This window comes from Ruegeria arenilitoris (assembly GCF_013030265.1).
Lineage (GTDB): Bacteria > Pseudomonadota > Alphaproteobacteria > Rhodobacterales > Rhodobacteraceae > Ruegeria > Ruegeria arenilitoris_E.
This window is the reverse complement of sequence record NZ_WPZQ01000009.1, coordinates 106,541-133,434: the sequence shown is the minus strand read 5'-3', so window position 1 is coordinate 133,434 and position 26,894 is coordinate 106,541. Positions and strand designations below refer to the sequence as shown.

General features: G+C 51.9%; 26 protein-coding genes. 17 read left to right on the top strand and 9 right to left on the bottom strand.

Annotated features, from left to right (window positions below; genetic code table 11):
* Positions 1-286: 286 nt before the first annotated feature.
* Positions 287-1,348 carry an HNH endonuclease gene (locus GOX61_RS16715; RefSeq protein WP_170335526.1) on the top strand — a complete coding sequence of 354 codons (1,062 nt, stop codon included), beginning with the start codon at positions 287-289 and terminating at the stop codon, positions 1,346-1,348.
* Between the two features lie 50 nt (positions 1,349-1,398).
* Positions 1,399-1,842 carry a hypothetical protein gene (locus tag GOX61_RS16710; RefSeq protein WP_170335524.1) on the top strand — a complete coding sequence of 148 codons (444 nt, stop codon included), beginning with the start codon at positions 1,399-1,401 and terminating at the stop codon, positions 1,840-1,842.
* An 856-nt stretch (positions 1,843-2,698) separates the two neighbouring features.
* Here GOX61_RS16710 and GOX61_RS16705 read toward each other — a convergent pair.
* The 3 genes from GOX61_RS16705 to GOX61_RS16695 all read right to left on the bottom strand — a co-directional run bounded on the left by GOX61_RS16705 (position 2,699) and on the right by GOX61_RS16695 (position 7,179).
* A complete protein-coding gene (locus GOX61_RS16705) occupies positions 2,699-3,895 on the bottom strand; it encodes a DNA-processing protein DprA (RefSeq protein ID WP_170335522.1) in 1,197 nt (398 codons plus the stop codon).
* Positions 3,896-3,902: 7 nt separating this feature from the next.
* A complete protein-coding gene (locus GOX61_RS16700; protein WP_170335520.1) occupies positions 3,903-6,005 on the bottom strand; it encodes a RecQ family ATP-dependent DNA helicase in 2,103 nt (700 codons plus the stop codon).
* Between the two features lie 403 nt (positions 6,006-6,408).
* Positions 6,409-7,179 (bottom strand): hypothetical protein, encoded by a 771-nt coding sequence (locus GOX61_RS16695; RefSeq protein WP_170335518.1) that lies wholly within the window; start codon positions 7,177-7,179, stop codon positions 6,409-6,411.
* Positions 7,180-7,269: 90 nt separating this feature from the next.
* On the opposite strand from GOX61_RS16695, the gene GOX61_RS16690 reads away from it, so the two are divergent.
* The 5 genes from GOX61_RS16690 to GOX61_RS16670 all read left to right on the top strand — a co-directional run bounded on the left by GOX61_RS16690 (position 7,270) and on the right by GOX61_RS16670 (position 10,696).
* Positions 7,270-7,473: a helix-turn-helix domain-containing protein gene (locus GOX61_RS16690; protein WP_170335516.1), complete on the top strand. Its 204-nt coding sequence runs from the start codon at positions 7,270-7,272 to the stop codon at positions 7,471-7,473.
* Positions 7,474-7,863: 390 nt separating this feature from the next.
* A complete protein-coding gene (locus tag GOX61_RS16685) occupies positions 7,864-8,334 on the top strand; it encodes a hypothetical protein (RefSeq protein ID WP_170335514.1) in 471 nt (156 codons plus the stop codon).
* A 217-nt stretch (positions 8,335-8,551) separates the two neighbouring features.
* On the top strand, positions 8,552-9,910 hold the full coding sequence (locus tag GOX61_RS16680; protein WP_170335512.1) for a site-specific DNA-methyltransferase: 1,359 nt from the start codon (positions 8,552-8,554) through the stop codon (positions 9,908-9,910).
* A complete protein-coding gene (locus GOX61_RS16675) occupies positions 9,907-10,290 on the top strand; it encodes a DUF5681 domain-containing protein (protein ID WP_170335511.1) in 384 nt (127 codons plus the stop codon). Before GOX61_RS16680 ends, GOX61_RS16675 begins: the two co-directional genes overlap by 4 nt.
* Entirely contained in the window at positions 10,283-10,696 is a 414-nt protein-coding gene (locus tag GOX61_RS16670; protein ID WP_170335354.1) for a DUF5681 domain-containing protein, read from the top strand. The genes GOX61_RS16675 and GOX61_RS16670 overlap by 8 nt, the downstream gene beginning before the upstream one ends.
* A gap of 101 nt (positions 10,697-10,797) precedes the next feature.
* On the opposite strand, the gene GOX61_RS16665 is transcribed toward GOX61_RS16670, so the two are convergent.
* Positions 10,798-11,055, bottom strand: a complete 258-nt coding sequence (locus GOX61_RS16665; protein ID WP_170335509.1) for a hypothetical protein — start codon at positions 11,053-11,055, stop codon at positions 10,798-10,800.
* Positions 11,056-11,294: 239 nt separating this feature from the next.
* Here GOX61_RS16665 and GOX61_RS16660 point away from each other — a divergent pair, with 239 nt between their 5' ends.
* The 6 genes from GOX61_RS16660 (at position 11,295) to GOX61_RS16635 (ending at position 16,651) form a co-directional block, all read left to right on the top strand.
* A complete protein-coding gene (locus tag GOX61_RS16660) occupies positions 11,295-11,777 on the top strand; it encodes a lecithin retinol acyltransferase family protein (RefSeq protein ID WP_170335507.1) in 483 nt (160 codons plus the stop codon).
* A gap of 79 nt (positions 11,778-11,856) precedes the next feature.
* A complete protein-coding gene (locus GOX61_RS16655) occupies positions 11,857-12,789 on the top strand; it encodes a hypothetical protein (protein ID WP_170335505.1) in 933 nt (310 codons plus the stop codon).
* Between the two features lie 253 nt (positions 12,790-13,042).
* Positions 13,043-14,275 (top strand): DNA (cytosine-5-)-methyltransferase, encoded by a 1,233-nt coding sequence (dcm, locus tag GOX61_RS16650; RefSeq protein ID WP_170335502.1) that lies wholly within the window; start codon positions 13,043-13,045, stop codon positions 14,273-14,275.
* Positions 14,220-14,723, top strand: coding sequence for a very short patch repair endonuclease (locus tag GOX61_RS16645; protein ID WP_367646976.1), 504 nt, complete (start codon positions 14,220-14,222; stop codon positions 14,721-14,723). Before dcm ends, GOX61_RS16645 begins: the two co-directional genes overlap by 56 nt.
* 18 nt (positions 14,724-14,741) lie before the next feature.
* Positions 14,742-15,992, top strand: a complete 1,251-nt coding sequence (locus GOX61_RS16640; protein WP_170335500.1) for a type II restriction endonuclease — start codon at positions 14,742-14,744, stop codon at positions 15,990-15,992.
* Complete coding sequence (locus tag GOX61_RS16635; protein WP_170335499.1) at positions 15,989-16,651, top strand: hypothetical protein; 663 nt, start codon at positions 15,989-15,991, stop codon at positions 16,649-16,651. Before GOX61_RS16640 ends, GOX61_RS16635 begins: the two co-directional genes overlap by 4 nt.
* Positions 16,652-16,922: 271 nt before the next feature.
* Here the strand turns inward: GOX61_RS16635 and GOX61_RS16630 are convergent, their stop codons facing one another.
* Positions 16,923-17,894 (bottom strand): hypothetical protein, encoded by a 972-nt coding sequence (locus GOX61_RS16630; protein WP_170335497.1) that lies wholly within the window; start codon positions 17,892-17,894, stop codon positions 16,923-16,925.
* Between the two features lie 337 nt (positions 17,895-18,231).
* On the opposite strand from GOX61_RS16630, the gene GOX61_RS16625 reads away from it, so the two are divergent.
* The gene (locus GOX61_RS16625) at positions 18,232-19,194 is read left to right on the top strand and encodes an endonuclease domain-containing protein (RefSeq protein WP_170335495.1); all 963 of its coding nucleotides are present in this window, start codon (positions 18,232-18,234) and stop codon (positions 19,192-19,194) included.
* Between the two features lie 139 nt (positions 19,195-19,333).
* Here GOX61_RS16625 and GOX61_RS16620 read toward each other — a convergent pair whose 3' ends face one another.
* The 4 genes from GOX61_RS16620 to GOX61_RS16605 form a co-directional block, all read right to left on the bottom strand.
* On the bottom strand, positions 19,334-20,455 hold the full coding sequence (locus GOX61_RS16620) for a hypothetical protein (protein WP_170335493.1): 1,122 nt from the start codon (positions 20,453-20,455) through the stop codon (positions 19,334-19,336).
* Between the two features lie 226 nt (positions 20,456-20,681).
* On the bottom strand, positions 20,682-22,535 hold the full coding sequence (locus GOX61_RS16615) for a hypothetical protein (protein ID WP_170335491.1): 1,854 nt from the start codon (positions 22,533-22,535) through the stop codon (positions 20,682-20,684).
* Positions 22,532-23,032, bottom strand: a complete 501-nt coding sequence (locus GOX61_RS16610; protein ID WP_217353897.1) for an ABC-three component system middle component 2 — start codon at positions 23,030-23,032, stop codon at positions 22,532-22,534. The genes GOX61_RS16615 and GOX61_RS16610 overlap by 4 nt, the downstream gene beginning before the upstream one ends.
* Positions 23,020-24,051 carry an ABC-three component system protein gene (locus tag GOX61_RS16605; RefSeq protein WP_170335487.1) on the bottom strand — a complete coding sequence of 344 codons (1,032 nt, stop codon included), beginning with the start codon at positions 24,049-24,051 and terminating at the stop codon, positions 23,020-23,022. Before GOX61_RS16605 ends, GOX61_RS16610 begins: the two co-directional genes overlap by 13 nt.
* Before the next feature lie 425 nt (positions 24,052-24,476).
* Here GOX61_RS16605 and GOX61_RS16600 point away from each other — a divergent pair, with 425 nt between their 5' ends.
* Genes GOX61_RS16600 through GOX61_RS16590 form a run of 3 tightly spaced genes read left to right on the top strand, consistent with a single transcriptional unit; the run spans position 24,477 to position 26,781 of the window.
* Positions 24,477-24,731 carry a DUF3489 domain-containing protein gene (locus GOX61_RS16600; RefSeq protein WP_170335485.1) on the top strand — a complete coding sequence of 85 codons (255 nt, stop codon included), beginning with the start codon at positions 24,477-24,479 and terminating at the stop codon, positions 24,729-24,731.
* A 5-nt stretch (positions 24,732-24,736) separates the two neighbouring features.
* Positions 24,737-25,153 (top strand): DUF2924 domain-containing protein, encoded by a 417-nt coding sequence (locus GOX61_RS16595; RefSeq protein ID WP_170335483.1) that lies wholly within the window; start codon positions 24,737-24,739, stop codon positions 25,151-25,153.
* Positions 25,153-26,781, top strand: coding sequence for a recombinase family protein (locus GOX61_RS16590; protein ID WP_170335481.1), 1,629 nt, complete (start codon positions 25,153-25,155; stop codon positions 26,779-26,781). Before GOX61_RS16595 ends, GOX61_RS16590 begins: the two co-directional genes overlap by 1 nt.
* Positions 26,782-26,894 lie beyond the last annotated feature (113 nt).

Genomic DNA, 26,894 nt, shown 5'->3' with positions numbered 1-26,894 from the left:
GATACATCTTGATAGTGACATTATGTTAAATGTCCGATGAGGCCATCATGAGGTTCCAGAGCCAAGTTTGCACGCATTAAATCTAGCCAGCAGTCGCTATCCTTTCGCCTGACGCATCGCCTGATAACGATTTAAATGGGCGTCCGCGAAACGGGACTGTTATCTCAGTCGAATCCCTGCTTTATAGGCAGCCAATACACAACAGGGATAACGTTTCCTCTTTTTAAGACGCTTTGTCTGTCCATAATCACGAGACAAGTTTGAGGAAGAAATACGCGAGGAACGAATGGCGCTACGAATTTCCGCTAAGCTAAAGAAGGCTCTCTCGGAAGAGCTGAAGAAAGACAAGTCTGAGATTGAAGACTACGTCTGGAACCACAAGGAGCAAAAGTGCTTCCTTTGCTCTGAAAAGTTGAACCGCGCCTCAGATGATATTGAATTAGACCACGATGTCCCTGAGGGAGAAGGCGGCTCTAATGCGTTCGAGAACTTGAACCTCGCTCATGTTGAGTGCAACCGCTACAAAAGAAATCACAGCAGTTTTGATGTTAGGCCGCATCTAAAATTCAAACGATTTTATGAGAGTAAGTTGGGAGAAGTGCACTTCGGGGATGCAATGGCGTTCTTTGAAATAACTCCAACCGAATGCTATCTGCAGATCGATGATACTCAGTCATATGCAAATATCCAAACCACTTTGGGCGAGGAGCGGCTACGAATCCACAAAGAAGTTGTAAATGGTAAGGAGCAGTTTTTTTGTTTTGCGACGCTTCCGGTTTCTTGTATTTTAAACGATGCTGATATTCAGCCAAGAGAAATAAAAATTAACCACCTTTTTGCGATCTCGGCCGATTTAAAGAAGAATCCTCTGCATGAGCAACCAGCCATTCGAATTGCTGGCAACTCCGATAAGAAATTGATGCTAATGTTTGATGGGCAACACAAAACCGTTGCTCATATGCTTAATGGAAATCATAGCTGCACATTTAAGATCTACCTGAACATTGAAAAGCCCGAAGCCGTGCATCTCGTGAACTCGATTCAGGCTAGAATAAAGATGTTACCTCTCACGCCGTTTGAACTGGCATCAAAGATGTCCGATGAAGTTAGGCGCAAGCTTGAGGCCTATGAACATCAAATCGGTTCAACTGAAGTTTCCGAGGAAGGGTTCATTTCATGGCTTGATCCAGCCGATCGAACTCGCGCAAAAAGTGGCATAGAGGCTGCGGTTGTTGATCGCATCATAGGAGACTCTGATCTTGCGTTCATGAAAATTGTAGAGCGAAAAGGAATTCCAACCTCTAGCGATTTTTCCGTAAAAGAGCCTGCGTTTAAAAAAATGTTTTGAAAACCCTTTTGCATACAAGGCCATTAGCGGCATCCTTCAAGGGCGACGCTATGAAAGATGCCAGGGAAAGAGAGGCCAGAAACGTTACTAAGATTCTAAATTTGGCATTTGATAAAGGTTTCGTGCCAGATCCAGATAGGGATGCTGATCTTGAAAGCGCGAGAATAAGAAGATTAACCTATCAGGGTTCGCTTCGTATTATGTGCGAAATTCTTCATAAGATCACTGCAAATCACTTCTACTCAAAAGAGGATACGGTTTTGCTGGAAAAACTGATTGATGGGGAGCTCTCAAGCAAATTGTCTGAAGCTGCAGAGCGATTTTTTGGGCATCCAGTTTGGATAGCAGACCTTTCGTCAGGAACAAAATCGCAAGCCGTTGATGATGCATTGAAGAAGAACCAAAACATCGAGGATGCTTTCAAAGGTGTTGGACTGACTGCAGCCTATTGTGCTGACTTCGAGCAGCTGCCGACAAATTGGGCTGGATCCTGATATTTAGGTCGTTTGCCGACAGGACGTGTCTCGGGTTGGAGGATTTTCGGCGGTGATTTTGGACAGTACTCAAGTGCGGAGTTGCCATCCCAACTCTTGAGGGATCTAGGCCCTTGGATCAAGAAAAGGAGAAAATTTTGTCTCATGCGTAGGGACAATCTCCAAGATCTTAACAACAGATTTATTAAATTTTTTGGCCTTTCTTTGATTGTTTCTGGCTGTTGGTCAGCAAACTAGAGAGTGCACCATACTACTGTTCAAAAATGAGGTATTAATAGACAATTGATTCTGACCAGCTGGCTAACCGGAAATTAACATGGCATCAAATATCAGTCGTTGGGGCCTTTTAAGCGGATCTTTTCCGACTGACCCGGAAGTCGATCCTGATAAGTCCAATATCTTTGCGTTGGCCGCGGTCGTACAGGAATCCGACGCGTCAGGCTGCAGTTAACGGCCGGTATGTTAAGCCGTGTGGTCACAGCGCAGGCTTCTTCGCGTTTGCTGATAACACGTGTTTGCCTATCGCTGTGTGTGCACAGAGATCTGAGGTAGCATTCGGCATATAACCAGCCCGAAGCGGTCGTTCAACTTCCACTGTGTTGGGGGAAGCAGAACTTCCGCCATTGATCAAATTCGGTAGAGCAGGCTGCCAAGCAGACCTTCGGTAAGTTTGCAGCACCAAGCCCTAAAAGCGGCAGCTTTGCGCAGGAAGCGGACTGTGCAAAGTCAGAGTAATTATATACCCGGACAGTGCACGAACGGCTTTAAACCACCGTTGAGTTAAATACGTCCTCCTGTGGTGCAGATTCACCAAAGCAAAAAAATCCCGCATGCATTTATTCCGTACAGATAGCGCCTATTCGCTAGGCCGTGCGATTTCATTTTTGGAAGCAAATCGTTTCGGCTCTGAGAGTTCCAGCACAACACCCATGTTTTTTGCTTTATTAAGCCAAACAACGACCTGATTAATTTCCAAGCAAAAATGTTCGGCTATCGCAAGGTCAGTTTGCGGCCCCTCTGCTAACCATTTTTCAAGCAAATCGAGAAATACTTTGAACAATGACGTTTCCGAAGGCTGAACGTCTGAAGCGAATTGTGTGGACTTGGAAGTCCGTAAATCTAGCTGTGGCGATTGTTTTTGGTAAGTTGCAAATAGAACCTCTCTAAGGTTTTCTGGAACTTCCCCTTGAGCGCCATCAATTGGCAGAAGGCCCATCTCGACTAGACGTTTGTTACCCAATGCAACATGCTTGTCCATACGTACGAAAGCCTGCGTCCATTGTTGCTTTTGGTTCTCAATTGCCCCTGTCCACGTTCCGCCTTTAGTCTCGCTATCGACTACAATTGCAGCAGATCCTAAGGCATACATGTATTTATTTCGATCCATAGCTTTTGCAACAGTGAAACCTGAATCAGGATCGTAAGGGCTAACCAAGATGAGGTTTCCCGATTTTATTGGGTCACGATTTCGCTTTGCAAGCACCAACTTGGCAAGTGCGTCGACCAACACCGCTGTCACGTTGCCACCGGCGTTTATTGTACTATCCATGGCAGCCCGATCGATCCCCCGGGCGTCACCAGATACAACGTTTAGGCCTACTGACGCACAACGCGCCCCCAAGTTTTTGGCGAATCTCAATCCAGTTTCTGATGCATTCCGAGAGCCAACGACACAAACGGATTCACTCTTTAGTAGATCTAAGTTTCCTGCACAGTATAAAATCGGGGGGGCTCGCCCCCGCAGCTTTGCCTTCAGTCTAGAAGGATACTGGTCGTCGCCTCTGCCAATGATCTTGATTCCAAGCTGCGACCAACGTTCAACCGCAAGAGCGAGAGCAGTCCCCCGTTCCATCAGAACCTTAAGCCTTTCGGTGTCAAAAACGAGATCCTCTGGTAGTTTCTGCAACATATCGGCTGGGCGTAGGTTCAACTTAACCAGTTGCATAGCCAGCTTATTATACTCAGCACCACTAAGTGGCTCGACATCTGCAGCCTTTGTGAATTTTCCAATTAGCAACAGCGTTGCTTGTGTGTCTGGCGATAAGGTAGTCATCACTAATTTAATCTCCCGCCGCCGACGCTGATGCAAGAACAAGAGGAAACACCGGCCCTGTTCCAGCTTGTCGGAGTAAGGCGCCAACTACTGTCACAGACCATCTCGAATCCACTACATCGTCTATCAATAGTGTTGCCCCCGATCCTATAAGGTCTTTGTTAACATGAAACGCCCCATCCAGATTACTTGCTTGCTGTGAACTATTCATCATCGTTATCTGACGTTCAGTTTCCCTGATTTTTGTGACCGCAGGGCTAAAGGGAATGTCAAGCGCATGAGCCAGGCGTTGGGCAAAATTGGGGACTAAGGCTTCGCTGCGAAGAGACGGTACACATGTTATCCAAACTGGATAAGGCTGTGGCATCCATCGTTCTTTGACGAGCTCTACGCATGCGTCAACAAGAGCGTCAGAAAAAAAACCACTTTGTTTGCAGTCATCAACTTCAGTACCCCAACCGCCATCTTTCCAAGTAGACAACGCGCGCCCCTCTTCGCAACGAAGCTCTTCCGGAATGATTCCCTTCCAAGCATAATCGGGAAACGCGTTCGCCTGCCATTTTTTCCGGGGCATGAGAACTACATCGCTGCGCTTGATGAAGCGACTTGCCTCCGCAACGATTTCCTCGTCTACTTTAATTTCGATTAAAGGACTTTTAAGGCAGTTCGCGCATCTACCGCAATCTGCGGCAGCGGGATCATCGAGCGCTTCACCAAGAAACCGCATTAAGCATCGGTCTGTTTCGAGATAAGCAAGAACACTCTTCCACTCTTCTTTGCGCTGACTAATGAGCCGTCTCTCGTTCTCTTGGTCTGGTTGATATTCGTGTATGGTTCGGTACCAAAGTGTACCATTTTTCGCCACCAATCCATTGTTGACGACTGATAGCATTTTGAGAATTTGTTTTATTTGAGACGGCTTTAGATTAACTAAATCAGTCAGTTTGGTCTCTGAGATGCCTCCATCTGCCGCATCCAGGACATCTAGAATTTTCTCAACTTGCCACTGCGGAGGAAATGATTTTTCTATGAAGTGGTTATTAATTTCATGATCCTCGGCGCCGCGCATTAATACACCTACTGCATTTTCAATCCCTCGACCCGCGCGGCCTACTTGTTGGTAGTAGTGAACAATTGATTGCGGTGCCTGAAAATGAATAACAAAACTCAGATCCGGTTTATCAAACCCCATACCTAGTGCATTGGTGGCAACCAGAACTTTCATTTCGTTCCTTAGAAGCATTCCTTCCAATTCTTCGCGACTGCGATCTACTTCAGCGTTTCCAGTGCCACCGTGATACGCGTGCGCATCAATGCCTTGTGATATCAACCAATCGGTGACGCGGTTTACGTCGCGCTTGGTGAGAGCGTAAACGATACCATTGCCCTTAATTTCATGAAGAGCCTGAGATAGCCAAGCGAGTCTCGCAGCAAGATCAGGCAGTATGACAGTCTGCAATCCAAGTGTGGACCTTGTTAATGGACCCCGCTGCAATTGCGTATTTGCGCCCATTTGCTCCAGTACATCATTGACCACTCTTTCGTTCGCCGTTGCGGTTGTAGCGAGTACCGCGACATTGGAGGGAAGCTGTGCCAAAATCCGATCAACTCTTTGATAGTCAGGTCGAAAATCATGCCCCCAGTCAGAGATGCAATGCGCCTCGTCTATCACCAAAAAGCGAACCCTGTCAGAAATTTTCAACAAGCATTGATCCATGAATTTCTCATTTGAGAGTCGTTCGGGTGCGACAAGTAGTAAGTCAACTTCATTGGCGAGGACGCGGTTTATGATCCCGTCCCATTCATCTGTGTTTTTTGAGTGTATTGTAGCGGCGCAAAGACCAAGGCGTTCGGCGGCCTCTACTTGGTTGCGCATTAGGGCAAGCAATGGAGAAATTATGATCGTCGTGCCTGCACCAGAATCTCGTAGGATCCGAGTTGCTAGAAAATAGACCATGCTCTTACCCCACCCGGTTCGTTGAACCAAGAGAACCCGCTGCTGGCTATTTACAATTGCATCGATGGCGGTCCATTGGCCGTCTTTGAACTCCAAAGCGTTACCAGCGGTAGCAGTGCTAAGCAGCGCTAATGCTTCGTTATATGTAATCATCGTATTCACCTCGAATTTTCCACTAAAATTATGGACTTATGTTCAGTTCCTTAGAGCAGGCAATGGGTTGTGGATGCAATATTGAAATGACATCGAGCATGCATCCTGGCTGTGTTTCAATATTGGGCTGTGGACAGTATGCTTCGATGGTTGAACACCTTCTTTCGGGCTCACAGCGAACGGCAAATCTCCACCTCTCATGTATGATCGACCTCGTGCTGGATGAACGTAGATGAATTTCCGGGAAGGGCTGCGATCTGATGAATGCCACTGCAGTATTTCCGCACGGCAACGTCTGCTCGGGGCTTAAGAACCTGACATTCAACGTGCTATTTTGAATGTCTGGTTGCGGTTCTCGGTGACTATGAAAAAAGACTTTAGCTGACGAGCAGGGTCAGTTGCGTCAACGCGTACTTTCCCAGTGCCAGATCGCGTAATCCAATTGCCGTGGAGACCAGTTGCACCCTCGCTCAGTCAGCACGAGAATCGCATTCTGTAACACTGCTCTGGCGAACTCTGGCGTGACATGCTCAGGTTTCATTTTCAACGCCTTAGCGACGTAGCGCTGAACCATCCGATCTGGCTTGATCAGGTTGTCATTGCCTGCGAGCATCCGAAAGTAGTCGAATGAGATTCCGCTGCCCTGGCCCGGGATATCGCGGACCTGCTTTTTGATCATTGTAAGACGGGTTTCGGTCATGTCCCCAAAATCTTCGATACCGTTTGCCTGCAATGCTTCAGCATACTGGCGAACTGCTTCGGCCTTCAGAATGCCTGAGCGGGTCGATGTACGCTGCCGATTGCCGAAGAGGTCATCAGCCATCTGCTCCGCCGTCAGGCCATCAAACAGCGCCAGAAACTCACTGATGGTGTGCTCGCCGGTTGAGCGAGGCGCATCCGGCGCCAACGACATCGTCCAGCCCTGGCGTTCGCAAAACCGGGCCACCGTGTTTGCGGTAGAGGTGTATGTGACGCCAATCGAAAACACCGCATCGATTACACAAAGGGGCAGGGAGGCGTAGAAGAACTCCGCGGGCAGGGGCAGCGGCTTCAGCCCGGTTTCGATGATGTAGTCTGCAAGTTGCTTTGTCAGTTCATCAATGCCTGTCTGGGGTTCCATGGCTGTTGTTTCTGAATTCAGCATATCAATTCCCTTGTCGTCGATCAGTGACATCGACAAATGCTTTCTGAAGGGTGGAAGTCAACACATAATGTCACTGATCGTCTGTAGACGGATCGGCGACATCCCGTGCCTTTGGGTGTCATGGATGTTCGTGACCGTCTCAGTGGAAACATGCGGCGTCTGCGCCGGTCGAAAGACTGGTCGCAGGAAGAGCTCGCGCATCAGTCCGGCATCCACAGAACCTACATCAGTGATCTCGAACGCGGGGCCAGAAATCCCACGATAGAAGTGGTGGACAAGATAGCTGTTGCGCTGGGCGTACCCTGCGGCGAGCTACTGGACTGAGCCGAAGCCGAATCACGTCAGGGTTGAGAGGCCGCGGTAGCGCCCCGGTGAACCGTTTGCCCGGTGCGAAATCACGGCGAAACCGGCCTGAATATCATTTTTTGTATAAGCCATTTATAATTCTGGCATCTCTACCAAAAAAAGTTCTTGAAATTTCCACCGAACTTTCCTTTCTGGTGTTCAGCAAGACGCATCCACCGGGTGATCTTGCCTGCCAACGGAAGCTGGCTGGTTTGCTGAACTTGCCGGATGTCGGGCTCAGACCCGGCAATTCCGTAAGCGCCTATGAGGCTGCTTACGCATCAACGGAGTTAAGCGGTGACTATCACCGCATGAAATTTCGAAGCCGCCGGATGGTCCGGAGGCAAATGGTGTGTGAGGAGTACTCTGATGCATGCGTCAAAACTGGAACTGCAGGTTCCGAAAATGCCGGTGACAAGCCGGTGGAAAACAGAGCAGGTTTCTCCAAAGAAACTTGTGGATTATGGTCGCGAATACATGCCGCTTCACAGCGGCGAGCAGATGAAAGTGATCGCTGATACGATCCGTAAATTTGGTTTTGCTCTGCCAGTTGTGACAGATGGCCGGGACTCCATTATCTGGGGACCTGGTAGTGTGAAGGCGGCAATAAGACTCAGGTATTCGACGATTCCGACTGTTCCACTTCAGTGGATGACCGAGCAGGAAAGGCGCCTGCTGAGTATTGGCATGATCCGCTTTGCCCGTCTCGGAAACTGGTCGCCGGAGATCCTGGATCTTGATGTGCGTGGCCAGAGGGAAACGCAGCTGAACACCGAATTCAAGATCAATGGTGGCTTCTGTGACGCGCGTGGAAACATGTACTATCCGAAGCTGCGCTAAACAGCCTGACCTGAACAAGCGCATACTTTATTAGCTTGTTCACACGCAAAGCGAAGTGATCGGTGGAGGGGCCTGCCGATCTTGTGCCGGGAGATTCCGGCCCTTCGCAGGGATCTGTTGATCCGGCCTCTTCCTGAAACAGCGCAGACCGGTTCCCCGAACGGGGATCTGATCTCTGTCAGGGCGAGCCGGCTGCGCGCAATTGAAAGGCCCCATAATGGCTGACATTAAATCTCTGCCGGAAGAAACCCGGCTGAAGATCGTCTATCGCAAAACGGATGATCTGATCCCCTATGCCGGCAATGCCCGGACGCACAGTGACAAGCAGATTGATCAGATCGCAGCGTCGATCCGACAGTTTGGCTTTACCAATCCTGTATTGATCGACGAAAATGGCGGCATCATTGCCGGCCATGGTCGCGTCGCTGCAGCTAAGCGACTTGGCACCGCTGAGGTGCCGACGGTTGAACTGGCGCATTTGTCGGACGCAGAGCGACGTGCCTATTTCATTGCTGACAACAGGCTGGCTGAACTGGCCGGCTGGGATCGTGATATCCTGAAAATCGAATTCCAGGCGCTGGAAGAGCTGGAGCTGGATTTCGATCTGGAAATCACCGGCTTTAAAACGGCCGAACTGGATCTGCTGCTGGATGACGATGATGAAGAAACAGCGGACCCGGCTGATAAGGTGCCGGAACCTGCTGCAGAGCAGGCAATAACGAAGCCCGGTGATGTCTGGATTCTTGGCACGCACAGACTGATCTGTGGCGATGCACGTGATCCCGAGACATATGCACGGCTGATGGGCGACGATCGTGCGCGCGCTGTGTTTACCGATCCACCCTACAACGTCAAAATAGATGGCCACGTCTGCGGCTCGGGTGCCGTGAAACACCGTGAGTTTGCTATGGCTGCCGGTGAGATGGATGCCAGTGCCTTTACAGCCTTCCTGGAAGCGTCGCTCGGCGCTATGGCGGGTGTCAGCGTTGACGGTGCCATTCACTTTGTCTGCATGGACTGGCGTCACATGCCGGAACTGCAGGTGGCCGGATCCAAAACCTATTCAGAGCTGAAAAATCTGATTGTCTGGGCCAAGACCAATGGCGGTATGGGTACGTTTTATCGGTCACGACACGAACTGATTTATGCCTGGAAAGTCGGAACTGCTCCCCATCTCAATACCTTCGGCCTCGGTGAGAAAGGCAGATACCGGACGAATGTCTGGGATTATCCCGGTGTGAACAGCTTTGGTGACAATCAGAAAGATCTGGAACTGCACCCGACTGTTAAGCCAGTGGCGCTGGTGGCGGATGCGATCAGAGATGTCACACGGCGTGGTGATATCGTGCTGGATGGCTTTGGCGGCTCCGGCACGACCCTGATAGCTGCGGAGCGCTGTGGCCGTAGAGCCCGCCTGGTGGAACTCGACCCTATCTATTGCGACGTTGTCTGCCGCCGCTTTATGGCGCAGACAGGGCAGCAAGCCGTTCTGGAGGCCACCGGTGAGACATTTGCCGAGATGGCCGCTCATCGCGCTGAAGAGGCAATGGCTCCTGCCATGGAGGCTGCAGAATGAGTGGCCAGACCAAAACTCAGGTGGGCTATATGCGCCCGCCTGAACACAGCCGCTTCAAAAAGGGTAAATCCGGAAATCCAAAAGGCCGGCCCAAAAAACAGGATGATATTCTGTCTCTCACGCAGAAAGTGCTGAAGCGCAAAGTCAGGCCGAAGGGTGCCGAGAAACAGATGCCCATCAGTGAAGCTCTGATCCGCAAACTGCGGGAACTGGCACTGTCGGGTGACCGGCGCGCTATGGACCTGCAGCGGCGTATCCTTGAAGAAGCAGGTGCCGCCCAGGCCACTGAGTTTGATCCGCAGGAGAAGAAGCAGCGGATCCTGAACGCGTTCCGGAAGATGGGTGTCAATGTTATCGATGATGGAGGTGGCAATGACTGAAACCTACGACATTGGATATGGCAAACCTCCGAAATCCGGCCAGTGGAAAAAAGGTCAGTCCGGCAATCCGAAAGGTCGGCCGAAGACCCGTTCCGATCTGGTGAAAGATGCTGCAGCGATCCTGTCGGAGCCTGTTGCAGCCCGCACACCGGATGGCCGGACTGTGTCGCTGGACGGATATGAAGCTGCTTACCTGGCGCTCTGTAAAAAAGGTCTCAAGGGTCATGTGCCGTCCCTGATCAAAGCGATCAACATCATGCTGGAGGTGCAGCCGGAAATGGATGCCAGAGAAAACCAGGACAAACAGCGCCGCGAAGAGATACTCGCAAGGCTGGAAAAATGGGGGTCGATGTCCGCGGTGCCAGACGCACATCTGCTTATACCAGCTGAAAAGTTACGCTACTGATTTTAACGTTCAGACACGACCCGGATCAGGGGCGGCGGTGTTATACCCGTCGCCCCTGTCGAACTAGTCTCCGGGGACTTCGAAGCGGTGTCGACCGGCTATCAGCGATATCTGCCAGCCAGTCGCTCTATGGCCCGTATGCGGGCGTCAGCGTGGCTCAGCAGGGCCTGAATGGACCGTATCAGCTCTTCGGCCTCTTCCGCACTTATCTGCGGGTGCTGGCCCTTCAGGGCCAGCGAGGCCGCATCCTCCAGATTGCCCGTCAGCTTCGCAAATACAAAACTGAGCTGTTCCCGGGTTGCGTCGTCCATGGCTGCAGTACGGCTTGTCGGGCCATGGAAGTCGAGCGAATTCTGCATAGTGTCGACAAAGCGTTACCCGCTTGTGGACTGCACGGATAATGAAGCTGTGCCAAGCACGTAAATCGTGTGTTGCTTTGATGCCGCATCCTTAAAAAGTGTGCCGAATGGTTGTCCCGTCACTTTTTCTCCGGTGAACGGTTAGTAGGTTGCAAGCAGAGCTGGATCAGAAATCAAGCTTCGACACGCCAAATTGTGCATCGCGCAATTCAAGATAACAAAAAAAGAAAGATACAGAAGTGAAGCACCAGATAGTAAAGCCCGGAGATGTCGTTGCGACGCAAATGGGAACCTACCAGCATTGGTCTATTGTGACTGACCAGTATTGCCAGTTCGGAAAGCCAAAACTTATCTCGGCAACAAGACGTAACAAGACAGTCCGCGAAGAGCCTTGGGACGTGGTCGTCGGCGATCGAAAGACGATTGTTGCAGAGCTTTACCCAAAGTTCCCGGTACCTGAAATCCTGGCAAGAGCCAGATCACACATTGATTCCTGGGAGTACTCGGCGCTAACCGGAAACTGTGAACACTTTGTAGCTTTCGTGACAGGTCATGAAGTAAAGTCCTCTCAGGTCAGAGCGGGTGTGGTCGGGGCCACAGTAGGGGTGGGGCTTGTAAACAGCATTTCGGAAAATCCGACTTTCCTGAAACTTCTGGCAGGTGCCGTGTTGGTCGGGGGCATTGCTGTTCTGGCCAGTGGCGCAAAAGAACGAGAGTATTAACGCGCTCCCTAGGCTGTGAAGTGCTACTGCCAGCTTTCGGATTTTCCTTTGCAACCAAAGCATTCGCGTTGGGCCAACAATGAAATCAGATATATCGGAATTTTCTTATGGGTTTGCACTGACCAATGAGCTGGTTGGCTGGGTAAACCTGAGAGCAGCTCCGATTTTTCCAAGCCTTATCGAAGAAGGGAAGCCGGGTGGCGGCTATGATGTAAAGCTCGACGCCCCGGGAATTCCGCTCTATATCCAGTTCAAACGCTCTGACTATATGACGCGTCGTTCGGCAAAAGAGTATAAGGCGGTCAGGGATGTTGGTGGAAGGCTTCGTATTCCATACTACAGGTTTCCGGTAACACCGGCATCAGTCTCTGATCAGCATGAAATGCTGCTGGACCTTGATGACGGAACCAACCTGGTATTCTACGCGGCACCGAGGTTTTATAAACCGGAAGAAATCAATGCAGCGTGGGCGTCCTCTGAGGTCGCTCACCGGTCAATTTTTGTGACCCCACGGGCCATAGGTACACTGGATGACATGCCTCATAACATTGCATTTGATCAGTTCAGTACATGGCGGTGTTCTGAACCTGAAAACATCACAGCACTGAGCAGTTCCGATATGAATGGAAAGCTGTTGGAAGCTCTTGAGAGCGAAAAAGCGCCTTTGAAGGATCGTCTGCCGAGTATTGTCGAGGATCTCAGACGGGCGGAGAGCCGAGGCCGGCAGACCGCTGAAGCTCAAAGACGCTTGGGAGAGGAAAAAAGGCGTAAGGAACGGGCATCTCTTGGTGAAGACGACCAGCCTGTGTCAGATTCCTTGTCAGGTCAGTTTTTAGAGGATCAGGTTGCAGACGAGGACAAACCTTCGTCTGAACTGCCGTCGGTTTCCCAGCCCGTACAAATTCGGGCACCTAAGGAACTTGATGATTCCGCGGAAACTTTACGCGAAGCGGCTGACATTGCTGCCAGGGTTTTCGACGTGCAATTCATGATCGTTCAGACCTCGGACTAGTCTGCAGTTTGTGTCTCACAATCACGCGCTGTAAATTGATGACTTAGCCTTAGTATTGCTGCGAATTCTGCACCACCTTCAAGTGTATCGAAAAACGCGCTGAGCATCCTGGTGATATTCAGGTCCCAACCTGCGTTAACTTCAGATTCACTCCAATGTTTCCAGAATGTTCTTGCTTCGCGGGACTCTGGTCGCCATAGTGACAAAAAAATTCCCCGCGAAACCTGAAGCGCGGGAGCAGAGGGCGAGCTGAATGACCGAATTTGAATTGTTGTTGCAGAAAACCGGCCATTCGGTTTCTGAGGCCGCGGAAATCCTGGGTTATTCGGAAAGTCACATCTATCGCTGGAAACGCGGAGAGGAAACCCCGCGTGAGGGCGTCATGAACCTCCTGCGGATGGAGGCCGAGGCGCGCCAGCCTGATACATCCGGCGCCGCATTTTCATTCATCGATCTGTTTGCCGGTATCGGTGGCCTGAGAAAGGCAATGGAGAGCGCCGGTGGCCGCTGCGTATTTACGTCGGAGTGGGATAAATACGCCCAACAGACCTATGACGCCAATTTCGCAGATAACCGCCCCATCGCGGGCGACATCACGGAAATCGAGGCCGAAGAGATCCCGGAACATGACGTTCTGGTTGCTGGCTTTCCCTGCCAGCCGTTTTCGATTGCAGGGGTGTCAAAAAAGAATGCACTGGGCCGCGCTCATGGCTTTGACGATGAAACGCAGGGCACACTATTCTTCGATGTGCTGCGGATCCTGAAACATCACCGTCCGGCGGCCTTCATGCTGGAAAACGTGAAAAACCTGCGCAGCCACGACAAAGGCCGGACCTTTGAAGTCATCATGCGGAAACTCCGGGATGAGCTGGGCTATTACGTGCCTGACCCCCGGGTGATTGATGCAGCCCATTTCGTGCCCCAACACCGGGAGCGGATCGTTATTGTGGGATTCCGTGAGGAGGTATCGTTCAGCTTTGATGATGTTGCTTTACCGGTCCGGGGCGCGCGCCGGATGCGTGATATCCTGCATCCGGAAAACGGCATTGAAAACCCGGAAGGGCACTACACTCTGGGCAATGACGCGACCGTTAGCGACAAATACACTCTGACCGACAAACTCTGGAAATACCTGCAGGACTATGCCGCGAAACACAAAGCCAAAGGCAACGGGTTTGGCTTTGGTCTGGTGGATGGCGACAGCATCGCCAGAACCCTGTCCGCCCGCTACTACAAGGACGGATCGGAAATCCTCGTGAGCCGGGGTGACGGCAATAATCCCCGCCGTCTGACCCCGCGCGAATGTGCCCGTCTGATGGGCTATCCGGAAGATTTTCGGATCCCGGTTTCTGACACCCAGGCCTATAAGCAGTTCGGGAACTCAGTCGCTGTGCCGGTATTTGCCGAAGTAGCGCGGATTATGGAGCCGCATGTGCGCGCAATCCTGGAAGGGCAGGGGACGGCACCTGTTCGCAAAGCTGGCTGACGTCCACGACCGGCAAACCCGCAGCCGCAACATGGCGGCAATCCGGGGTGAGGATACGAAACCGGAACTGATCATCCGTCGCGGGCTTCACGCCCGGGGATTTCGCTATCGCCTGCACGGCCGAAAACTGCCCGGCCGGCCGGATCTGGTGCTGCCAAAATATCAGGCCGTGATCTTTGTAAACGGGTGCTTCTGGCATGGTCATCAATGCCCGCTGTTCAAATGGCCAAAAACGCGCGAAGAGTTCTGGCGCAACAAGATCGGCGGGAATGTGGCGCGGGATCAGAAGAACTTTGCTGCCCTGCAGGCAGCGGACTGGCGCGTAGCAACCGTGTGGGAATGTGCCCTGAAAGGAAAAGGCAGGCAAAATGTTGCGGATGTGATTGACACGCTCTCGCAATGGTTGTCCTGTGGCGACGCGGAACTTGATATTGAGGGGCTCCGGTAGCCATTCAGGGAGCAGTATTTGTCCGGACACGGTTTTCTGTCGAAGTATTTTGTTGGTGCCGGTGCAAAAGTCCTGCGCGGTACGGAAGTTGATCCCAAAGTCTCCCATGGCCACGAGTTCCAGGGTGTTGATGTATTCCGGGCATTTGTCGGAACTCCGGCAGACCGGGAAAAGATTCCGGTCACATATACCTGGATCGACGACTGCGAGGATGATCCCATCAGACTGAGCCTGACCGGCTCCTGGTACAACAGCCGGAAGCGGCAACCACATCGGACAGCGGAGTACAGGTTGTACTACCCGGCGGCTTCGGAATCGGTTGTTTATCGCGCGTCTGCCGGAGACACCCTGTTTCTCTGCATGACTGCTCAGCGCCACGTATTGGCTATTCTCTGTCCTGCTGGCAGTTCAATTGAGCAGCAACTCCTGTGGTTGTTTGGACTGGCTCTCACCGGGGATTATGAGCTCAGCCAGCGGGACATTGGCAGTGAAGGGGGCAGGGATGTCGATTTTGCTGCACGGGTCATTCTGGATGTGTTGGGGATTGAGCCTGAGGGCGTCGAACCGCCAGCCTTCGAACGGCTCGTTCGCAAGTTTGGTCTGGCTTTCCCATCGACTGCGAAATTCTCGAAATTCGCGCGTGACAGCCTGTCCGGTGTTGATCCCGTCGGATCTCCTGATGAGGCCCTGCTGTCGTGGATGGAGCATGAAGAAGCGTTGTTCCGTTTTATGGAACGCGAGATCGTCGCGGATCGGTTAAAGACAGGGTTTTTCGATGACAGCGGTGCGGATGTGGAGGGCTTTTTAAAGTTCTCGCTTGGGGTTCAGAACCGCCGCAAGTCACGAGCCGGATATGCCTTCGGTCATCATACAGAGGCAATCCTTCAGGCTCACAACCTGCGCTACAAACGTGAAGCCACAACTGAAAAACGCAATGCTGCTGACTTCCTGTTTCCGGGCGAAGAGGAATACGCAAACACCAGCTATCCGGTAAGTGGTCTCACTATGCTTGGAGTGAAAACAACCTGCAAAGACCGATGGCGCCAGGTTCTGGCTGAAGCCAACCGGATTTCTGAAAAACACCTGTTGACGCTTGAGCCCGCGATTTCCCGCGCGCAGACAACTGAAATGCAGGCTCAGAACCTGCGCCTTGTTTTGCCGTACGGGCTGCACGGGACGTATCACGCAGACCAGCAACCCTGGTTGCTGAGTGTCACTGACTTTCTCGATCTGGTTCAGAACCGTGGATCCGGAGATGTGTTGCTATGACGGGTTCACTAGAAGCTCTCAACGCTGGACGCACAAGAGATGAATGGGATCAGGAGCTGAGACGGCTCGAAGTCAGCCTGGGCCTGACCGAGGGCTTTAAACCGCTTTATTGCCCATGGTCGACCCTTAAAACAGGGCAAGTAGCCTTTTTGTCGCTCAACCCTGGCAGGGCTCCAGAAAGGGCAGAGATGCGTGTGGTGTCAGATGAGCGCGGAAACTCGTATGAAGTTGAGCACGAAACAACGAAATCGCCGCTCACAGATCAGTTCCTGAAGCTCTGCGCTTTGATTGGTGTTGCACCACATGAAGTAATCACCGGTGTCGTCGCTCCGTTTCGGAGCGGCGCATGGGGTGATCTCAGCACCGATCAGAAGCGACGTTCTCTGGATGCCGGGTTGGAATTTTGGCGAGAGCCATTGGCACGCACAAAGGTTCGTCTGGTGCTGACGTGTTCGACGGAAGCAACGAAGGTGGCCGCAGCTCTTTTAAAGGCTTCGCCGGATTGTGAAATGCGCGCAGGTTGGGGCAACATCAAACTTCGCCGGTTTCGGTCGCCGGACGGGCGGATTGTTGTTGGGCTCCCGCACCTTTCACGATTTAGGCTGGTCGGCAGGCCTGTGTCTGAGGCCGCGATCCTGCGGTTACTAGTCAACACGTGAACTCCGGCCCAAACCGGACGTAAAACGCGGCATTGGATTCTGCGGTATAGCTACCCCAAAGCGGTCGTTGATGGAGAAAGTGGCTCTTGTGGCACGAGGAAGAAGCTCAGATTGTAATCTCGTCTACAGCGGTTTAAACTGATGATAGGTGGTAGGGTGAAAAGCAGTGCAATTTTGCCCAGTGCGAAAACAATCTCGCACCTGTCGTGCAGGTGCTGTAGTGGCGAAGGCCGACAAAGTGGCAGCACGAGCACTGACACCCTCCACCGTTTCATCCAGCTTTGAAATATGCCGACTTTAGAACGACGCGGCGCTTAACCAGCTGTGATATCATAGCCATATCCACCCAGTTCTTGGGGTAACGGATTTCCTCAACGACCTTAATGTATGAGGTGATTGGTTCGGTTTGTTGAGTATCGCGGCGGAATACAGACGTTTTCTCATACTTCAGCAAATACTCGCATTTGCGATATTCGAACATATTGTCGATTTGGTAGGTCGTTGAGGTTACCATGTTGCTTGATGGGTGTTGTTTCAACAGTACTTTCAAGAAGGGTACTATATCCACACTGGAGGCCTTGTACTTTGTTGAACGGCTACGTCGAAACATGTGCCGCCAGCCAAATCTAGTGATTTGAACCTCTCCAAGCAGCGGGCTTTCCACCGAATTGATTGCTTTGTAAATCTGGTGCGCTTTTCTCCTGCCATTCTGAAAACCTTTGTCAGAAGATGAAACAGTTACTCCATTGCCACCGATGCCACCCACTACATGTTTCGAAGTGCATCGTGCCAAATCAAACGTCATAGCAGGAGTAACGCGGTGATGTGATCCGTATACTTGGGTGGATGAGTTTGAATTAGGGTGAACGTATGCCCAAAACACCTGACTTGTCTCTCGGTTAACCCAGATCAGGCAAATTGCGTGGCTCGTCCTTTTTGCGCTCTTCTTGGCGCTTGCTTTGAGTTTGAAGCCACCGGATGTCAGTTGTGCTCCGTAGCTTTCCCCAGATTTAACTTGTGACAAGACCATTATTCTCTCACCGGAATTCCAGGGATGAGTGAGCGAGAAGAGTAGGTCAATTTTCGCGTTGTCATCTTCTCGCGACCCCCACTGACCTTCTCCTCTGCACGCCGCAAGTACACGAACTAGTGCAAACGACTCGGCGTCACTACCGTTTATTGCATTGTGCGGGCGGTCTTCTATTGGTTCTTTTATTGGAACTGAGGTCAAAAGTTGCGACACCTACACCGTCCTTAAACTAGGGATTCGAGCGCTCAATTATACTTCTTATCAGACGCATGACCCGAATACGCTCGCAACTAGATTCGTTTCAAATCTAGACCGCGCTGCAGCACAAGCTTCTGAAAACTGCCAGCCAGAACTATAGAGCTCGCGGCCCAAAGCTGCCGTCCAACGGGACTACCGACTGCTTCGGTGCCCCTTCAATTGCAGTCAATCGCTGCACGTGCAAAAACTCTAGTAAAGCGGGTAAATACAGTGCCGGGGCAAAGCCGGTTTAAGTGTTCCTTTTTGCTAGTTCGCAACTTGAGGTAAGTGTTTATGATGCATTGGAGAAAACTTGGTTCCTGACCACTACGCCGTCGTCTACACTGAGGACGCCAGAAGGATTTTTGTGATTATTTCCGAAACTCTCGGTGATTTTGTCCTCACAAAGGACTGCTCTGTTTCAGAATGCACTTGCATTGGCTGCACATTGTTCTCCGCGTCGATTTTGTACGATGAAGAAGAGTTCCCAATACTGGAGATGGAACAGGCACAGCCCGTAGGCGAAAACTTGGTCGCTTACCCATTTACCGATGAGGGTGAAGTCTTCCTTTTGTCTCTCAAGCGTGAACTCTACAAGGACTACAAAGGGACATTAAACAAAGAAAAACTGGATGAAATCTTCAGAGTTCCGGATGCGGTGCTACTTATCAAGAACGAAGCCGACGGAACGTTTACACATACCTATGTTTCGCCGACGGTAGAAGGGCGCGTGATTTCGAAAGGATGTCGAGCAGCACCGCACTGCCCGTGCGTGGGATGCAGGATCGTTGACATGTTTTATTCCGAGAGGCCGGGCCGATACATTCCAGCGGTTGACACAACCGCCGCAAGGGCTTCTTCGGAAGGGGAGTTGGTTCTGCCCGTCTTTGAGGGAGAAGAAATTATCTCGAAGATGCTGAACCGAGACCCGTCAATTCGTCACAGTTTTTCTTCAGGCCTCTTTGATAATTCCCCGTTGGAGAAAATGTTCTACGAGCTCGCCTTCTTGGACTTGCACCTCTACCCGCAACATCCTGTTGGAAAGTATCGACTGGATTTTGCAATTCCGGATAAACGAATAGCGATCGAACTGGACGGGCATGAGTACCACAAAACAAAGTTCCAACGGACCCACGATGCAAAACGCGATCGTTGGCTCTTTGGTCAGGGCTGGAATGTACTACGCTTTACAGGGTCTGAAATCTATAAGGATCTTGACCGCTGCATAGATGAGATCTGCGAGCTGGTCGGAGTCGAACGCCTGAATAGGGTATAGGGTCGGCCCGAAGCCGACCTTGATTGCCGAAGCGTGCGCCGCAGCGCAGCTTTCCGAAAGCAGACGCCAGACATTGCTGCTTGAGTTGAGCGGGCAATTTTGTATCACTGACCACTCAGCTCGTGCAGCGCAAAGAGCATCACCGCTTGATCACACCGTGCTCCTCGTAGGCTTTCATCAGTGTTTCAGTGAACTCTGCAGTATCTGACATCATGCAGCCTATGTCAGGCCAAGCAAAAGGTTCTGCGAACAAGGAAAGGTCTTGCTCAACTTCTAGACCGAGCTTTGTTGCAACCGCCAACGCTGCCGTTGGCTCCTTGTCTTTCGGCCACAGCGTCTCGTCAAATGTGATCCAGACCTCTTCTCCATCTATGAGGCTGATTTCAGCTCGCATTGCAGCTAGCCGTTCGTTGACTGACGATGCGTCTTCAAGGAGCGCACATCGGATCAGTGTTGAGACGGCTGCTTCATTCAAGTGCAGAGTAAGCTTGGGCTCTACAATCCGCACCTCAAGGCTTTCGCGTAGTGCCGTATCTGGCGTCAGCACTGGCTCCCCAGGAAACTGATCGTCAAAAGGCTCTGCGTGGATATTGAGAGGGTGCGTGCCACAGTTAGGGCAGTGCCAATAATTCATAGCCACTTGTGGACCGGTAATCTGTCCATCGCAGCTGTGACAATACCAGGTGGATGCTTCTCCACCTCGCAGTGGATGGCGCGCTACACCGTCAAGATCGGCTTTTGTTGAACGTCGAGGCCAATCCACCGCCATCTGCGCCCGTATGCGTGTGCTGCGCTCTTTTGCGATATCGAGGAGTTGGGCCAGAAAGTTAGGATCTTTGATCGGGCTCGTTTCTGCATAGCGCTCGTCAATCTCAACGATAGGAGCTTTGAACGGAGCTTCCGGAATGCGTAGGTCCCACCCCTTTCCAGAGACGACAACGTCCCCAAGGTAGGCTCCAATCCGGTATTGGTGACCGGAGAGCTCACCCTCTTCTGGTGCTGGTTCGTCGATGTACGAGGTGTCGCCGTGTGGGGCGTTTACATCCGTCTTGGCACCCGCTTGGCGCACAAATTCTTCGGCCCGAGCAAGGTCCTCATCACTCGGATACCAATCTTCCTTCGCTGCATCGGTTAGTGCTTTCCAGTGAACGAATCCAAGCTCCATAGCTAGGGCGTTCAAGGCTTCAGTGTGCGCCATAGCGGTTGCTCGCGCATACCGCTTTCCCAACGTTCTTAACTTCTTCATTTGATGGTCTGTCATGTGTCATCTCCAATAGGATCTGACTAGGTGCCCGCTGCTAATCATCCCGCGCAGAATGCGCAGTGTGTCAATTCAAAGCTGAATAACGCTGCCTAGCTTTGCATGGCGGGCACACCGGCCTGCGTGAAGGCCAAGTAACAGATATGATCTCTACTGGAATTGGTCAAGCGGTCCTTAGTAGATGAAGTGGCTGGCTCCTGTTCCACCGGCATCGAATGCATGCACATCAGAGAAGTCCCTGCCCACCATCATAGTGAATTTGCTTTATGGTTGAGGCGAGATCATTCGGTGGGTCGTTATTTTCTACCACAATAAACTGTCCGACTTCTCGAAGTTCGTTGAGGTGGGCATAGAACCGATCAGCGATTCCAGCCTTCACCAGCTCAGCGTCACCTTCGCGGTCCTCGGGTGTATCTGATTTTTCAGGTTCTCGATACGCTCGTAGTGGCGTATCCAGCAGGAGGAATCCGGGGTGAGGTCTCCCCTGTTCATGACAGTAGATAAGAATCGCTACTTTGAACGCAGAATGCAAAATCGCCCGTACCCCCTTGCCATTTTGTTTCCGCTCTTTCCCATCAATAATCAGGTCATGGGCTTTGAGGTCAAAAATGACCGTATCGACGCCGGGATAGCCCCAAGCGACTAATACCCGTTTGACAACCTTGGCAATTTCATGGGCTTCGGTGGTGGATAGACTAGGGTCCGCGTCTTCTGCTTTGGGCCGACCTGGAACCTTTGTCTCGTTGAGCTTCTCGATCCGACCTTCCAACCGGTCGGCTTGCACGCGACGATCAAATTCTCGCTGGAGTGAACGAAGTGTTTCGGTTGCTTCGACGAAACGCGCCCGAACACCACGATCATCACCTTGTAATTCGCGGAAGGTCGCACGCTTCGTCTCTACGGTAGGCCGCAACTTCGCTATTTCATTCTCGTATTCAGAGACCTCCAGGTTCGCGCGAGCAATCGCCGTATCCAACTCACTTAGTTCGGCAGTGATTTTTTTGATCTCTACCTCTGCAGCTGATTGTTGGGCCTCGAGCATTCCAAGTTCGTGATCATGGTGATGATATTCTGGATCAGCGCCGCACAAAGGACAATTCATCACAGAGAATTTTCTAAGCAAGAAGCCGCCTTCTTCAAGCCCTGCAAGCCGAGCAGTGTCAGACACGAGCGTGCTACGCAACTCGTTGAACCGAACGACCATCGCACGAAGGTCCGCCGCATTCGCCTCAGTTTCGCGAACTTGGTTGCTTGAGGACACAAGGCTAGCGCGAGCGGCGTCAATTGCCTCCTGATGCTCGCGAACAAGCGCTTCAGCGCCGTCCCGTTCCGCTTCGGCGGCGTCCATTTCTTTTTCAAGCTCTTCATCGGTCCAAGAACCGTCGATGCGAGATTGTGTTTCGGAAAGTAATTCTTGAAGCACCTCAAGCTTTGCATTCTTTGCGGCCTTGAGTTCACCACCTGTTGGAACCTCGGCAACTGCGGACCCATCCACACCAGTAACCAGAAATTTTAAGAGGCTTTTATCTTCGGCCGTTGGCTGTCGTCCTTCACTGATAGCGACACTGGCTTTGCTGAAAATTTGATCTTCGTTAATGTATGCATAGCGAAACAGCAGTCGCAGCGAAAAACTCGACTTGTTTGCTCTTTCATTTTTGAGCAGTTTGGCACGCCGAAAGCCAAAGCGGTCCAATAGAAAAGTCGAGAAATTGGCTTTTCTCTCATCGTGTTTTGCATTCAGTTTCTGGTATTCGTTTGCGCCAGAGACAATCTCGTCCAAATGGCCAGCAGCTGTCTCAATTGCACCACCAGCGACAGCGCGTTGCAATGTTAGTTTCGAACCATCGGAAAATGTGAGCCACAACATGCACTGATCTAGGCCACTGCCTTCGCCGAGCATATCAAGGGGGTCGCGCTTGCCCAGCATGAAATCGATAGTCTGAAGCATGAAAGACTTGCCGTGGTTCGAAGCTCCCCAAACGATGTTTAGGCCGTCGCCGAACTCGACAATCACAGGTTTGCGCTCAGGACCTCTATAGGTCAAACGGTTGATGCGCATTCTGGCTGGTGCTGTACTCATGATGGAACCTCACCAGCTACTTCGTGAGACCAGCGACCGACTCCACTCTCAAGGCGTGCGAAAAAAGCGTCATGGCCTTCCTTTTCGGCACATTGGGCGATCCAATGCGATGCTTCCCGCAAGCGAAGATTGTAGGGGCTTTCCATCAAGTCAACCATCGCGGCGGCCACATTTCTTGCACGAAACGTCAATCCATTTTCATCTGCGACTTTGTCGAGAAGGAATGCGCGCTCCATTAGCGCAAGCCCTTCTTCAACTAGACGTCTTCGGACAAAAAATTCACCTTTTCTAGCTTCAACAGGCGGATGTAGGCTTTCAGGTCCTTGTGTGTCTGCTTCAATATCGCCGACATGGACTACATAGAAGTCGAGCAACGACAAATTCTTGAGATCGAAAGCGTGGGGAGCAAACGCGTCCAGGACGATGACTGCGCGCATCCCCGCTTCAAGTGGCGTGTTAAATAACTCGGGCTGAATGTCCAAGGTCATCGATCCCATCGCATGAGCTGTTTTCCATCGGAAGCAAAGTGGTGGCAAGTACCCTGCTTTACACTGGGTGTTACTCGACGATGCTTCCCTAGTGGGCCGGTTACTTCAACCGATGCAGCCTTTTCCATCACGCCGAGAAGACGCCTAAAAAGCTCTCCTTCTTCATGCGAGCAATAGTGATCGTAGACCCCATCAAATACGTCTGTATCTACTTGGTCGAGAAGAGCTACATCAATGTTGTCTCGGAAATGCAACCGAAACGCCTTGCGTTCTAGGAATTGGCGGCGGGCACGGGTGATTTTGGGTCCATAGTCAGGATCGGCCATAACAGCATTGTGGTCGGCGAAATCGATGCCACGATGAGATGCAAAAACACCAACTAACTGACTAAGGTATGCAATCTCATCATCCCCTGGCGTCGACGGTATATCGCTTTCCCGCACTGTCGGAGCGGCTCCGGGATCAAGATCGAGAAGCTCGACCATCAGACCGCGCATTTGCGGCTGTTCAATAATTGTGCTGCACTTCCATAGCTCGACGTTATCAAAATTAAAGCCGTCAATCAGTTGGCAAATTTTGGAAGTAAGCGGCGCACCTGATTTTGTAATCTTTTTCTTACAATGAGCGTCCCAGTTTTCTAATAAAGCGGCACCGATAGTTGAGGGTCTGTCAATTAAACTGAGGACAGGCCCTTCGGCCGAATTTGGCGCCACAAAAATATACCGTCGAGGCAGAGTGTAGCGTTCTTCTGACGCGTAATAGAATACCTTTCCAAGCTCCGAAAAGAACTCCCCCAGTGAAAGTGGTTTCTTGAGTTGCTTGGCTTGATAGTTATCCCATGCGCCATCGTATCGGGAATCCGTAAGGAAACCGACAGAATCCCTGCCTTGGTCAGCGGACGCTGTGGGCCGATCGAACCCAACATATTCGTCCCCATTTTCAATGAGTCGAACGATCCACTTCTTTATCAGTTCCTCAAGATGGTCGTATTCGAGAGCTAATATCTGGCGGGTCTCATTTAGTGGCAACGTAGCCTCTCAGGTAAAAAACTTATTTCAATTGGCAAAAATACAGTCAATTGGGGTAGTTGAGGGGACTCTACCTGCGCGAGCATCTAGACACCAGCTATTTTAGAGGCGGCGAATGAGTGCGTCCTGAAGACGTGCTGAACTCTTTAGAATAACAGCCGGTATCTACAAATGGGCTCGGATTCGTTGTTGCAGCCTTGCAGCAGGAAGTTGAGTGAGGTGTTCTGAATGTCGGCTCCGACCCCAGTCACATCGCTAGCTCGCAACTGCAGCGAATGGCTCCTTCGCGCCCATTTTACCATAAACAACTGGACTTTGGGTTGTTCGGAAGCGGTACTGACGGCGGTCAAGATTCGCCCGGAACAGCCGGGCTCCACTCAGTACAGGGCACAGGATCAACCTGTGTCCGCCAAGTGGAGATATCAATGACAACTTCATCTGATACAGAAATCAAAACATCGCCCTCCAAACCTGCCCGAAACAACCTGACGCGTCAGCAACAGTTACAGAAACTGCTGTCCCGCAAGTCTGGTGCCACGATTGCGCAGATTCAGAAGGCGTTTGGCTGGCAACCGCATTCCGCGCGTGCGGCGATTTCGATGATGCGCAAGGCGGGACATACTGTTGAGCGATCAGGATCTGACGAAGGTACGGTCTACCGGATTGTGAAGAGAGTGTAATCGCCATGGATGCTACGCGCGCGGATCGTGACCTTGTGAAGGTATTCTGTGACATTGAACAACTGGATCGCCCCGGCTGTCTTGATCGATGGCGGGAAGTGTTCGGTCGGCCGTCCCCAAAATACCTGTCCCCACAATTCATGAAACGAGTACTGATCCGGGAACTGCAGAACCGGGAATTGGGAGGGTTGTCTGTGAAAACAGAGCGTCGACTGCAGCAAATCGCGTTGGGCAAAATACCGCCTCCCGCTTTGAAGCCGGGATCACATCTGGTGCGAGAATGGAACGGACGCACCTATCAGGTTGAAGTGGTTGATCGCGGGTTCGTCATGGACGGCAAAACGTGGCGCTCCCTGTCAGCCATCGCAAAGCACATCACCGGGGCACACTGGTCAGGTCCGCGCTTCTTCGGGGTTCAGTGATGCGACGTATCCGCTGCGCCATCTACACGAGGAAAAGCTCGGAGGAGGGGTTGGAGCAGGATTTCAACTCACTCGATGCCCAGCGGGAGGCCTGTGAAGCCTACATCTCCAGTCAGAAGCATGAGGGCTGGGAGTTGTTGCCGAATTACTATGATGACGGTGGTATCTCGGGCGGTCAACTCGACCGCCCGGCGCTGCAGCGGCTGATGCAGGATGTTGACGAGAAACGCGTGGATCAGATTGTTGTCTACAAGATCGACCGACTGACGCGCTCGCTGGCAGACTTCGCGAAACTGGTCGAACGTCTCGACGCAGCCGACGCATCGTTTGTGTCCGTTACCCAGTCCTTCAATACGTCTACCAGCATGGGGCGCCTGACCCTCAACGTGCTGCTCAGCTTCGCCCAGTTCGAACGGGAAGTCACCGCTGAGCGTATCCGGGATAAAATTGCAGCCTCTAAACGCAAGGGCCTGTGGATGGGCGGGAATGTTCCGCTTGGATATCAGGCTGACGGCCGGACGCTGAAAATCGACGAAGAGGAATCGGCAAAAATAAGGGCACTCTACGATCTCTATCTGGAGCATCAGAGCATTCTGGATGTGAAAGAGCGGGCAGAGGCGCTGGGTCTCCGTTCGCGCCGCCGGGAGCGCCCGGGCGGACGCGTGACAGGCGGTAAGTTCTTTGATCGCGGGCACATCCATCATTTGCTCAGCAATCCGATCTATGCTGGCCGTATCCGACACAAGGGTCAGGTCTTTGAGGGGCAGCACTCTGCCATCATCGACCCGGAAATCTGGAGCCACGTGCAACGGCTGTTGACAGATAGAGCGGCCAGGGAGCGTGGCGTAAAGCAGAAAGCTACGCGATCCCTGTTGGCTGGAAAGCTTTTTGATGAAATTGGAGATCGGCTGACGCCCAGCCATAGCCGGAAGAACGGCAAGCGTTTGCGATACTACATCTCCGGACGGCTGGTCGCTGATCGCAGTCAGAAGCATCCTGATGCGTGGCGACTGCCGGCAGAACAGCTTGAAAACCTTCTGGCCGAAGTGGTCAGACAACATCTGAGCCGACCGAATGCGGTGGTTTCAATGGCACAGGATATGTCAGCGGCCGAAATTGTTTCAGCAACGGAGCTTCTCAGAGATTGCCAGTCCGTCAGGAAATGCCTCGGCCTGATTGCGCGGGCAGATTTGGGACAGGGCTCTCTGAGGGTGCAACTGGATCTCCAGGCACTGGCCCGGATGATCGAGTGCAGAGCGGACCAGGTCGATGCCGGGGAACTAACGATCGAAGCGCCATTCCGGATGCGCCGCAGAGGTGTGGAGCTGAAACTGCATCTGGGCGATGCACCGCCTGAGATCGATCAGACACTTGTCCGCAACATCATCAAGGCACGCCAATGTTTGGCGATGATCATTGATGGCAGAACGTTCTCAGAAATTGCTGAATCGGAAGGCACCTCTAAACGCCGGGTGCAGGATGTCGTCGATCTGGCAATGCTGGCGCCTGATGTTCTGGAGGCCATCGCTGCAGGCGATCAGCCTGACGGTCTGACCACGGATTACCTGATCAAGTCCGGCTTCCCGGCTATCTGGTCAGATCAGCACCAGCAGTTCGCTGCGCTCTGATCTACAGACTCTCCCAAAGTCGCCAAACTCGTACCGCCGGAACCGCGAACTGAGACTGCAGCCCGAAATCGACCATTGTTGCGCGTAAACTCGGGTCTCAGCTGGAATAGTCG

Excerpts from the sequence above, each read along its gene's own strand:
- GOX61_RS16715 (WP_170335526.1), top strand. The coding sequence starts at position 287 with ATGGCGCTACGAATTTCCGCTAAGCTAAAGAAGGCTCTCTCGGAAGAG.
- GOX61_RS16710 (WP_170335524.1), top strand. The coding sequence starts at position 1,399 with ATGAAAGATGCCAGGGAAAGAGAGGCCAGAAACGTTACTAAGATTCTA.
- GOX61_RS16705 (WP_170335522.1), bottom strand. The coding sequence starts at position 3,895 with ATGACTACCTTATCGCCAGACACACAAGCAACGCTGTTGCTAATTGGA.
- GOX61_RS16700 (WP_170335520.1), bottom strand. The coding sequence starts at position 6,005 with ATGATTACATATAACGAAGCATTAGCGCTGCTTAGCACTGCTACCGCT.
- GOX61_RS16695 (WP_170335518.1), bottom strand. The coding sequence starts at position 7,179 with ATGTCACTGATCGACGACAAGGGAATTGATATGCTGAATTCAGAAACA.
- GOX61_RS16690 (WP_170335516.1), top strand. The coding sequence starts at position 7,270 with ATGGATGTTCGTGACCGTCTCAGTGGAAACATGCGGCGTCTGCGCCGG.
- GOX61_RS16685 (WP_170335514.1), top strand. The coding sequence starts at position 7,864 with ATGCATGCGTCAAAACTGGAACTGCAGGTTCCGAAAATGCCGGTGACA.
- GOX61_RS16680 (WP_170335512.1), top strand. The coding sequence starts at position 8,552 with ATGGCTGACATTAAATCTCTGCCGGAAGAAACCCGGCTGAAGATCGTC.
- GOX61_RS16675 (WP_170335511.1), top strand. The coding sequence starts at position 9,907 with ATGAGTGGCCAGACCAAAACTCAGGTGGGCTATATGCGCCCGCCTGAA.
- GOX61_RS16670 (WP_170335354.1), top strand. The coding sequence starts at position 10,283 with ATGACTGAAACCTACGACATTGGATATGGCAAACCTCCGAAATCCGGC.
- GOX61_RS16665 (WP_170335509.1), bottom strand. The coding sequence starts at position 11,055 with ATGCAGAATTCGCTCGACTTCCATGGCCCGACAAGCCGTACTGCAGCC.
- GOX61_RS16655 (WP_170335505.1), top strand. The coding sequence starts at position 11,857 with ATGAAATCAGATATATCGGAATTTTCTTATGGGTTTGCACTGACCAAT.
- dcm (WP_170335502.1), top strand. The coding sequence starts at position 13,043 with ATGACCGAATTTGAATTGTTGTTGCAGAAAACCGGCCATTCGGTTTCT.
- GOX61_RS16645 (WP_367646976.1), top strand. The coding sequence starts at position 14,220 with ATGTGCGCGCAATCCTGGAAGGGCAGGGGACGGCACCTGTTCGCAAAG.
- GOX61_RS16635 (WP_170335499.1), top strand. The coding sequence starts at position 15,989 with ATGACGGGTTCACTAGAAGCTCTCAACGCTGGACGCACAAGAGATGAA.
- GOX61_RS16620 (WP_170335493.1), bottom strand. The coding sequence starts at position 20,455 with ATGACAGACCATCAAATGAAGAAGTTAAGAACGTTGGGAAAGCGGTAT.
- GOX61_RS16615 (WP_170335491.1), bottom strand. The coding sequence starts at position 22,535 with ATGAGTACAGCACCAGCCAGAATGCGCATCAACCGTTTGACCTATAGA.
- GOX61_RS16610 (WP_217353897.1), bottom strand. The coding sequence starts at position 23,032 with ATGGGATCGATGACCTTGGACATTCAGCCCGAGTTATTTAACACGCCA.
- GOX61_RS16600 (WP_170335485.1), top strand. The coding sequence starts at position 24,477 with ATGACAACTTCATCTGATACAGAAATCAAAACATCGCCCTCCAAACCT.
- GOX61_RS16595 (WP_170335483.1), top strand. The coding sequence starts at position 24,737 with ATGGATGCTACGCGCGCGGATCGTGACCTTGTGAAGGTATTCTGTGAC.
- GOX61_RS16590 (WP_170335481.1), top strand. The coding sequence starts at position 25,153 with ATGCGACGTATCCGCTGCGCCATCTACACGAGGAAAAGCTCGGAGGAG.